The organism is Pseudomonadota bacterium, from assembly GCA_030859565.1.
Lineage (GTDB): Bacteria > Pseudomonadota > Gammaproteobacteria > JACCXJ01 > JACCXJ01 > USCg-Taylor.
The window spans coordinates 1-9225 of record JALZJW010000016.1 but is presented as its reverse complement, the minus strand read 5'-3'; the positions used below and the strand labels follow the sequence as shown (position 1 = coordinate 9225).

5 protein-coding genes are annotated in these 9225 nt (G+C 63.8%); 3 read left to right on the top strand and 2 right to left on the bottom strand.

Translation table 11 applies throughout. From position 1 onward, the window contains the following. On the top strand, window positions 1–469 hold a 469-nt coding region (locus tag M3436_03980), incomplete at its 5' end, for a pirin family protein (protein ID MDQ3563317.1). A gap of 83 nt (window positions 470–552) precedes the next feature. On the opposite strand, the gene M3436_03975 is transcribed toward M3436_03980, so the two are convergent. Then, window positions 553–1998 (bottom strand): FAD-binding protein, encoded by a 1446-nt coding sequence (locus tag M3436_03975; protein MDQ3563316.1) that lies wholly within the window; start codon window positions 1996–1998, stop codon window positions 553–555. Next, the gene (locus tag M3436_03970; protein ID MDQ3563315.1) at window positions 1982–3220 is read right to left on the bottom strand and encodes a sugar phosphate nucleotidyltransferase; all 1239 of its coding nucleotides are present in this window, start codon (window positions 3218–3220) and stop codon (window positions 1982–1984) included. Before M3436_03970 ends, M3436_03975 begins: the two co-directional genes overlap by 17 nt. Window positions 3221–3535: 315 nt before the next feature. On the opposite strand from M3436_03970, the gene M3436_03965 reads away from it, so the two are divergent. Together M3436_03965 and M3436_03960 are read left to right on the top strand one after the other, a co-directional pair. After that, window positions 3536–5071, top strand: a complete 1536-nt coding sequence (locus M3436_03965; GenBank protein MDQ3563314.1) for an Rne/Rng family ribonuclease — start codon at window positions 3536–3538, stop codon at window positions 5069–5071. 11 nt (window positions 5072–5082) lie between these two features. Then, window positions 5083–8961: a TIGR02099 family protein gene (locus M3436_03960; protein ID MDQ3563313.1), complete on the top strand. Its 3879-nt coding sequence runs from the start codon at window positions 5083–5085 to the stop codon at window positions 8959–8961. The last annotated feature ends 264 nt before the right edge of the window (window positions 8962–9225 follow it).

Below are 9225 nucleotides of genomic sequence, written 5' to 3'. Positions count from 1 at the left end.
GGACAAGATGGCGCGACCACGCTACCAGGGCGTTTTGAACAGCCAGATCCCTACCGTGAGTCTCCCTAACGGCCAGGGAACCGTGCGCGTCATTGCTGGCGAGTTCGCCGGCGCGAAGGGGCCGGCCAAGACCTTCACGCCTATCCACATGTGGGATCTGCGCCTGGCGAGCGACCAGCGGCTCGACCTTGCCGTACCCGACGGTTACACGACGGCACTCGTGGTGCTCAAAGGCGCTGTACGCGTGAATGGCTCCGAGGCCGTCGAAGCGGCGGAGGTTGGTCTGTTTGACCGCGCCGGGGAAACCATTCGCATTGACGGCGCAAAGAGCGCTACGGCACTGTTGCTCAGCGGCGAGCCGATTGAAGAACCCATCGTCGGGAGCGGGCCGTTCGTCATGAACACTCCGGAGGAAATTGGCCAGGCGATGGCGGATTACCAGAGCGGCAAGATGGGACGTTTGTCATGAGCGCACGCAACGAGTTGCCGAACAAGGCGCTCCACCGGACGAAGCGCAGGGCACCAACTTAGATCACTACGACCCTCTTTCCTCTAAAACCGCTCGATCTTCGGAAACGGCAGCTTGCCGGCGTGCACGTGCAGCGCCCCGAATTCGGCGCAACGCCTAAGCGTCGGGATCGCTTTGCCGGGGTTGAGAAGACCGTCGGGGTCGAAGGCGCGTTTGACGGCATGGAATTGCCCCAGCTCCTCGGCCGTAAACTGGACACACATCTGGTTCAGCTTCTCGACCCCCACGCCATGTTCACCGGTGATGGTGCCACCGGCCTCGACGCAAACCTCGAGAATCTTCCCGCCGAACGCTTCCGCCCGTTCCAATTGACCGGGGGCATTGGCGTCATAGAGGATGAGCGGATGCAAGTTGCCGTCACCCGCATGGAAGACGTTGGCCACCGCCAGGCCGAACTCTTGCGACAGCGCGCTGATGCGCGCTAGCACCGTGGCGAGTTGGCGGCGCGGGATGGTGCCGTCCATGCAATAGTAATCGGGGGCAATCCGCCCGACGGCCGGGAAGGCGGCCTTGCGCCCGGTCCAGAAACGCTGCCGTTCGCTCTCGTCTCTGGCCACGCGTACTTCCGTCGCCCCTTGGGCTTTGAGGACTTCCGCGACGCGCGGCAACTCCGCCTCGATTTCGGCCGGGTGGCCGTCGATCTCGCACAACAGGATCGCCTCCGCATCGAGCGGATAGCCGGCATGCACGAAATCCTCGGCGGCTTCGATCGCTAAGCGGTCCATCATCTCGAGACCCGCGGGAATGATCCCGGCCGCGATCACGGCGGCCACTCCGTTACCCGCGTCTTCGACGCGCTTGAACGCCGCCAGCAGGACCTGTGCGGCTTGCGGTTGAGGTAAGAGTTTCACCGTGACCGAGGTAACGATCCCGAGCAGCCCCTCGGAGCCGGTCATGAGCGCGAGCAGGTCGTAGCCCGGCGCATCCAATACCTGGCCGCCGAGATCCAGGCGTTCGCCCTCGATGGTCATTACGGTTAAGGCCAAGAGATTATTGAGGGTGAGCCCGTATTTCAAGCAATGAACGCCGCCGGAATTCTCGGCCACGTTGCCGCCGATGGTGCAGGCGATCTGGGAGGAGGGATCGGGGGCATAGTAAAGGCCATGGGGCGCTGCGGCCTCGGAGATCTCCGTATTGCGAACGCCAGGTTCCACCGTGGCGGTCCGGTTCACGGGGTCGATATGCAAAATGCGGTTTAGCCGCGTGAGGCTCAGTAATACCCCTGCGGCATGGGGCAGCGCGCCGCCCGAGAGTCCGGTGCCGGCACCGCGGGCCACGACCGGCACGCGCAAGCGGTGGCATAGGCGCAGGATCGCCCGCACCTCTTCGGCCGTGCGCGGTAAGACGACGACTTTCGGGGGTTGGCGATACGCGGACAAGGCATCGCACTCGTAGACGGAGAGCGAGGCGGGATCGGCGATGACCGCGTCCCGCGGCAGCAGGCGGCGTAACTCAGTGCTGAGGTCCATCGGCGGGTTGGGCGAATCGAAAGCCCTTGGGCACCACGACGATACCCTTCGGCGTCACGGTAAACCGCTCCGCGTCCCGGGCGCGATCGTAGCCGATGGTCTCGCCGGCCGGGATCTGGACGTGCTTATCCACGATGCAGCGATGCAGGCGCGCTCCGTCTCCCACCTCGACGCCGGCCAAGAGGATACAGTCTTCGACCGTCGCGCCGTCTTCAACCGAGACGCGAGGGAACAGAATGCTGTGGTTGACGCCGCCACCGGCGATCACCGTGCCGCTCGCGACGATGGAATTAATGCACACGCCCTCGGCGGAGGAACGGCCGGGCACCGTGCGGGCGGGCGGATTTTGAGCGTGGTAGGTCCGGATCGACCAGTCGCGTTGATAGAGGTCGATGGGCGGCTCGGGGCGCAGGAGATCCATGTTCGCTTCGTAGTAGTCGTCCAAGGTCTCGATGCGGCGCCAATAACGGTCCTGGGTGACGCGTCCGCTCTTCCCGCCAAAAAGATAGAAGACAACGCGCGCGCCTTGGCGGATGAAATGCGGGATCAGCGCGGTGACGGGATCGATCGGGCCGGGGGGCGCCGCGCGCCGGATCTCCTTGACCGCCTGCACGAACGCCGCCTTCGAGAATACATAGACCTCCATCGATGCCAGGGAGGTTGCTTGCGTCCCCGGGACCGGGGCGGCGAAGGCCGCGACGGCCTCGCCTTCGATCTCGACGCGGCATTGAAAATCCTTGTAGATCAGGTCATCGGGGCGGATACACGCGATCGTGGCCGCCGCCTTGCGCGCGACGTGAAAGTCGATGAGCGCGGCGTAGTCCATGCGATAGACATGTTCGCCCGAGAGCACGCAGACATAGTCCCAAGCGCTGCGTTCCACCATGTGGAGGTTTTGATACAGCGCATCGATGGCCCCCGCGTAGCCGGCGCTGTCGCTCATCATCTGCGGCGGTATGGAGGTGATGAATTCACCGAGCTCGGGATTGAAGATAGACCAGCCGTCGCGCAGGTGCTGCTGCAATGAATGCGACCGGTATTGCGTGAATACCAGTACGCGCCGAAGCCCGGAACGCAGGCAATTGGCCAAGGTGAAATCGATGACGCGGTAGTTGCCGCCGAACGGGATCGCCGACTTCGCGCGGTCGGTGGTTAACGGCGCCAGGCGGGTGTCGGCCCCGAGCGCCAGGACGAGGGTGAGGGTGGATTCGGTCGGTGACATAGTTGAAGGCAGTTTCGCTCCGGCGTTAATCGTACGAGGGTATGTTTGCAGTTTATAGCATGTTAGGGAAACTCTGAATAAGCTACTGCGCCGCCCATCTGCTTTGTCGCGTGCTCGCTCGCCGCTCGCCTATCTACATGATATGTCTCGCGTCTCGCCGCGCGGCTTCGCGCAGCTGGGCGTGCTCATAACACTCATTCAGAGTTTCCTTAGCGCATTTTCGGGCGACTCAAGGGAGCGCGACAAGACTCGGCAGACGCAGCGAATTCGTTTAGATTAATGCAATCCACTTCCAGCGAGCGATCTAAACCGGCGATGGCCGAAGAATATCTAGTCAACGTGACGCCCCAAGAGACGCGGGTCGCCGCCGTCGAGAACGGCGTCCTGCAAGAAATCATCATCGAGCGCCGCCAGAAAAAGGGCTTAGTCGGAAACATTTACCTCGGGCGCGTTTCCCGGGTGCTGCCGGGAATGCAGGCAGCCTTCGTGGACATAGGACTTGACCGCACCGCTTTTTTACATCTCCATGACATCCTCGATTTCGGGCCCGAGCACGATGTGCAGGCGAACAACGATACCGCCATCGACCGGCTCCTGCGGGAGGGCGATGAGATCGTGGTCCAGGTGACGAAGGACCCGCTCATCGGCAAGGGCGCGCGGCTCACCACGCGGCTTTGTATTCCCTCGCGCTACCTGGTGTTGATTCCGAGGAGCGCGACCGTCGGCGTGTCGCAGAAGATCGCAGATGAGCTTGAGCGGACCAGGCTCCGCGAGGTGATCCTCAATCACGATGCCGGCCTCAAGGCCGCCGCGGAAGCTCCCGCGGCGGCGCAATCGCCGGTGCCGGGACGCGATCTCGGGGCGTGCCCCGGGCCTTCCGGGTACATCGTCCGAACCGCCGCCGAGGGCGTGGCCGAGGACATCCTACAGATGGACATGGAGTTTTTGCAGCGGCTCTGGTCCACGCTGTCTTTGCAGCTAGGCGAAGCCAAAGCGCCCGGCGTGATCTACGAGGACCTGCCGCTGGTGTTGCGAACCATGCGCAGTCTGGTTGCCGGTGAGGTTGAAAAGATCCGGATCGATTCGCGCGAGACCTATGAACGGGTCAGCGAGTTTGCACGCCAGTACATTCCCGATCTCGTGGATCGCATCGAGCACTATAGCGGCGAGCGGCCGATCCTGGATCTCTACTCGGTCGAAAGCGAGATCCAGCGGGCCTTGGAACGGCGCGTGGAGCTGAAATCCGGCGGCCATCTGGTATTTGATCAGACCGAGGCCATGACCACGGTGGATGTCAATACCGGGGCCTTCGTCGGGCATCGCAATCTCGAAGAGACCATCTTCAAGACCAATCTCGAAGCCGCGCAGGCCATCGCACGGCAGTTGCGCTTGCGCAACCTGGGCGGGATCGTCATCGTGGATTTCATCGACATGGAGGATGCGGATCATCAGAGCCAAGTGCTGCGGGCGCTGGAGAAGGGTCTGGAACGCGATCATGCCCGCGTCGCGGTGAGCGAAATCACCTCGCTCGGGCTGGTGCAGATCACGCGCCAACGCACGCGCGAGAGCCTCGAGCACGTGCTATGCGAACCCTGCCCTACGTGCGGCGGGCGCGGTTCGACCAAGACCGCCGAGACCGTGTGTTACGAGATCTTGCGCGAGATCCTGCGCGAGGTGCGCCAATTCGATGCTAAAAAGCTGCTCGTGATTGCCTCTCCTTGTGTCGCCGATAGGCTATTGGATGAGGAATCGGCGGGCGTGGCCGAGCTCGAGGGATTCATCGGCAGGCCCATCACGGTCCGTGCCGAAGCGATCTATGGACCGGAGCAGTACGATGTCGTCCTTCTATAGCATGGGAGCTTGTGAATAAATCTACTGCGCAGCCCGCCCGCATCGTTCTTCAATCGTTGCTAAGCGCGCTGCCGGTTCTGGCAGTGCTCGCGCTTATTTTCTCGCTGGCGGCACTCGGCGCCCGCATGGTTTTACCGCGGATAGCCGGGCAGCGCGCCCAGATGGAGGATTACCTTGGTAGATTCCTGGGCCAGCCGGTCACGGTCGAGTCCGTGCGGGCCGCATGGGACGGGTGGGATCCGCGCCTGGTGTTGACCGGGATCAGCGTGCTCAATGGCGAGACCTTACGTCCCGCCATGGGGTTTGAGCGCGCGGTCATCGGCATCGATGTGTGGGCGAGCTTCGGGCGGCGGCAACTGCAATTGCGCGGGCTCGCGCTCACCGGCGCCGAGTTTACCGTCGCGCGCACGCGCGGTGGGGAGATCGTCATCGAAGGAATCGACGGCACGGACGCGCGCAGGCTGCGCTGGCTGCTGCGCCAGCCGCAAGTCGCCATCGAGGGCACACAGATCCGCTGGCACGATCACCAAGCGCGGCACGGCGCCTGGGCCTTGCCCTACGTGCGCCTAGATAGCACGGGCGCACTGGCGCGGCAAGGGCTCAAATTGACCTTGCGGCCGCCCCCTGAGGTCGGCAAGCGTCTGCTCATCGCGATGAGCGGGACCGGTGAGCCGTTCGATCGTGATTGGAACGCCGATTTCTATACCGAGGCCGAGGATATCGGCCCCGCGTTGTTGCGCGACTATCTATCATCGATCCGCCTCCGGCAGGGCGGGGGAGCGGTAAAGCTACGCACTTGGGGTATTTGGCGCAATGGCCAAGTGAGCGAGATCGCGGGTGAGTTCAAGACCGGGGGCTTGGCCGTGGGTGCGGGTGAGAACCGTTCTGAGATGTTAGCGACCAGCGGACGCTTCCTCGCCCGTGCCAGCCCCGGAGGTGGTTGGCGCATCGGCGCCGATCGCGTCGCGATCGCCACTCCGGACGGGTCCTGGCCGGAGGCGCGCTTCGGACTAGCCTTGGCGCCCCCGGACCCGCGCGGAGCGCGGCGATTGATCGCTTACGCCAGCCACCTCGAGCTTGCGGATCTCTCGCGTATATTGATCCGGTCCGAGTCCTTGTCCGAGGAAAGCAAAACGCTGCTCGGACGACTCCGGCCCCGCGGCCTGCTGCGCGAGGTCGAGTTCGCTTATCATCCTGATCGCTCCAGGGCCGCGCGCTTCTATCTTAAGGCGGGCCTGGATTCTGTCTCCGTGCAAAGAAGCCCCGCGATCCCCGGTGTGGAGCGCCTTTCAGGGGTGTTGGAAACGGATGCCGAGCAGGGCCGGTTACGCCTCTCCGGCGGCCCGTTGCAAATCGACGCGGGTCCTCACTTCAATGCCGCGCCGCGTCTGGAGAGCACGAGCGGTGAGGTCGGGTGGCATGCGCTCGCGGCCGGTTGGCGCATTTTCACTCCCGGTCTCGAGGTCGAGAACCCCGATCTCCGATTACGCATCAGGGGAGATCTGGTCATGCGGGAGGGGCGCGCGGCCGATGCCGGGCTGTGGGCCGGGATCGACAAGGGACGCATCAGTGGTTTGGCGAAGTATCTCCCTAGCGATCTTCCGTCCAAGGGCCGGGAGTGGCTAAGCCAGGCGTTGCAGGCCGGTACGATCGGATCCGGCGCCGTGGTGTTAAGGGGCCCGCTGGATCGGTTCCCGTTCGATCGGGACGAGGGCCGCTTCGCGGCGGAGATCAATTTAACCGGGGGTGTAGTGGAATATTCCAAGCAGTGGCCTCGCATCGAGGGTATCGACGCGCAAGTCACCTTGGATGGGCGGGAGCTGCGGGTGGCCGCGCGCGCAGCCACGATCTACGGGGTGCACTTAAGCGATTTCAGCGCCAAAATTCCAGACCTGGGCGTCAGCCAACGCCATGTGATCGTGCGGGGGCACGCGAGCGGCACCGCGAGCGATATGCAGCGCTTCGTATCGAATAGCCCGTTACGGTCCGGTTTTGGTCAGCGGATTGCGCCCCTCGAGATCGGGGGCGAGGCGCGCCTGGACCTCGATATGGACATTCCGCTCTATCCGCAAAAGGCCACGGTTGCCGGCGTCTTGACCTTTCCCGGGAACACGCTCAAGAGCGGCCCATACTCCCTCACGGATCTCCGGGGCACGCTGCGCTTCGCGGGCGGCGCTTGGTCGAGCGAGGGACTTCGAGCACGCCTCTTCGAGCGCGCCATCCTGCTCGAGACCAAGGGCGGCGCCCGAGACCGAGGCGGGTGGGTGAAAGCCCGCGGGCGCGCGGACTGGCCGACCATCGAGCAGCATCTGCGCAGCGTGTTGCCGTCTAAATATCATGATTATTTCAGCCGCGGCCGGATGCGGGTGGCCGCCGGGGAGACGGATTGGGAGGCCAGGCTGAGACTACCGGAATCGGCGCGGCCGGCGGAATTGCAGGTCCGCTCGCCGTTGACCGGCATGCGCATCAATCTTCCGGCGCCCTTCGGGAAAGCCGCGGCAACGGCGGCGCCGTTCACGCTGACCGCGTCACTGCGTGCTGCCGGGACGAGCGATATCGCCGTGGCGTACGGTGAGCGAATGCGGGCACGGTTGGCGCTGCGAACCGGCGCCCAGCCGATTGCCGGCGCGCGGCTTTATTTTGGCGCCGGCGAGCAAGCCTCCATAGCGGGGGTTGACTACTGGATCGGGGGGCAATTAGAGCAATTATCACTGACCGAATGGCAGGGCTTTTCGCGGCGAGGGGGTGCTGGCCGATCCGCACCCTTTCGGATCCCGGAGGATCTGAGTATCGACGTATCGGTCGCGAAGCTGGAAGGACTCGGCTTCGTGTTTAAAGACTTGCGGTTGCGGGCAAAGCAGGAAAACCGCCGTTGGCGCATCGACACGGATGGACCGGATGCGCGCGGATCGATCCGCTTACCGGGCGCTCACCCAGGGGGAATGCTCGAGGCCAGCTTCACTCGCCTCAAGCTCGTTCCAAGCGCGCGCGCGCGGGATCCCGGAGAGATTGACCCGCGCCGCCTGCCCGCGATCTCAATCAGGTGCGAGGACTTCTCTTATGGCACGAGCGCACTGGGCGCTCTGCGGGTGCGGGCCCGCCCCGGCGCCGCGGGCTTGAGTCTCCCGAAGGTATCCTTCGTGCGGCCTGACTTCAACATCGATGCGGCGGGTAGTTGGCAGACCGGAGACAGCGGGCGCGGTTCGCGTTTCGAGATCAAAGTCCGGGCGCAGGATCTGAGCAAGCTGCTCAAGACCTTCGGGTATCACGCCGTCGCACTCGAAGGAGGCGCCACGGCGTTCGATATCCACGCGCGCTGGCCGGGCGATCCCGCGGATTTTCAGTTGAGCCGGCTCGACGGGACGCTCGATCTAAAGATAACCGACGGTAGGTTACTCGATGTCGATCAAGGAGTCGGCCGGATCTTTGGGCTCGTGAGCATGCATGCGATCCGGCGCTTATTGCAGCTCGATTTAATGGATCTCTTTAAGGCCGGATTCGCCTATGACGAGATCCAAGGTAAGTTTAGGATCGCGAGCGGGAACGCCTATACGGACGGTTTAGTGATGCAAGGCCCCTCGGGGCGTGTCGAAGTCGCCGGCCGTACGGGGCTCGCAACCCAGGATTACGATCAAATAGTGACGGTGACTCCGGCCTTGGCCGGCAGCCTTCCCGCGGCCGGCGCCTTCTTCGGCCCGGTCGGACTCGGCGCGGGTGCGGCGGTCTTCCTGGCCGAACAGGTCTTCACCGAGATCCCCGAGCGCATCAACAAGATGTGGCAGCGGCGTTATAAGCTCACCGGTTCGTGGAATGCGCCCGTGGTGGAACGCATCGAGGGCACGCCAGCGCCGGTACCGATGGACCCAACGAAACCGAGCGCGAAGCCCTGACTGCGCGCTGGATTAAGGGAATTGCTACTCTGATCTACTACTTCTCGATTTCCTCGCGCCGCGCGCAGATTATGCGCGAGCGGGATGGGTACCGATGAGGCGTTTGAGGCTGGTTTGGCGGATGGCGGACAGGGCGGCGGTGACAAACGGTCGGTAACGCGCTATGAATTGTGTCATGGCGTCCTCCTCGAAGCGCAGGTTGGTTGGCACCACCTACGTACACCGGGAAGCGACGCCGTTTCAACTTGGGTTGCGGGCGTAAGC

What these genes read in the sequence shown, in the direction of transcription:
- M3436_03970 (MDQ3563315.1), bottom strand. Translation starts at nt 3,220, where the DNA reads ATGTCACCGACCGAATCCACCCTCACCCTCGTCCTGGCGCTCGGGGCC.
- M3436_03975 (MDQ3563316.1), bottom strand. Translation starts at nt 1,998, where the DNA reads ATGGACCTCAGCACTGAGTTACGCCGCCTGCTGCCGCGGGACGCGGTC.
- M3436_03965 (MDQ3563314.1), top strand. Translation starts at nt 3,536, where the DNA reads ATGGCCGAAGAATATCTAGTCAACGTGACGCCCCAAGAGACGCGGGTC.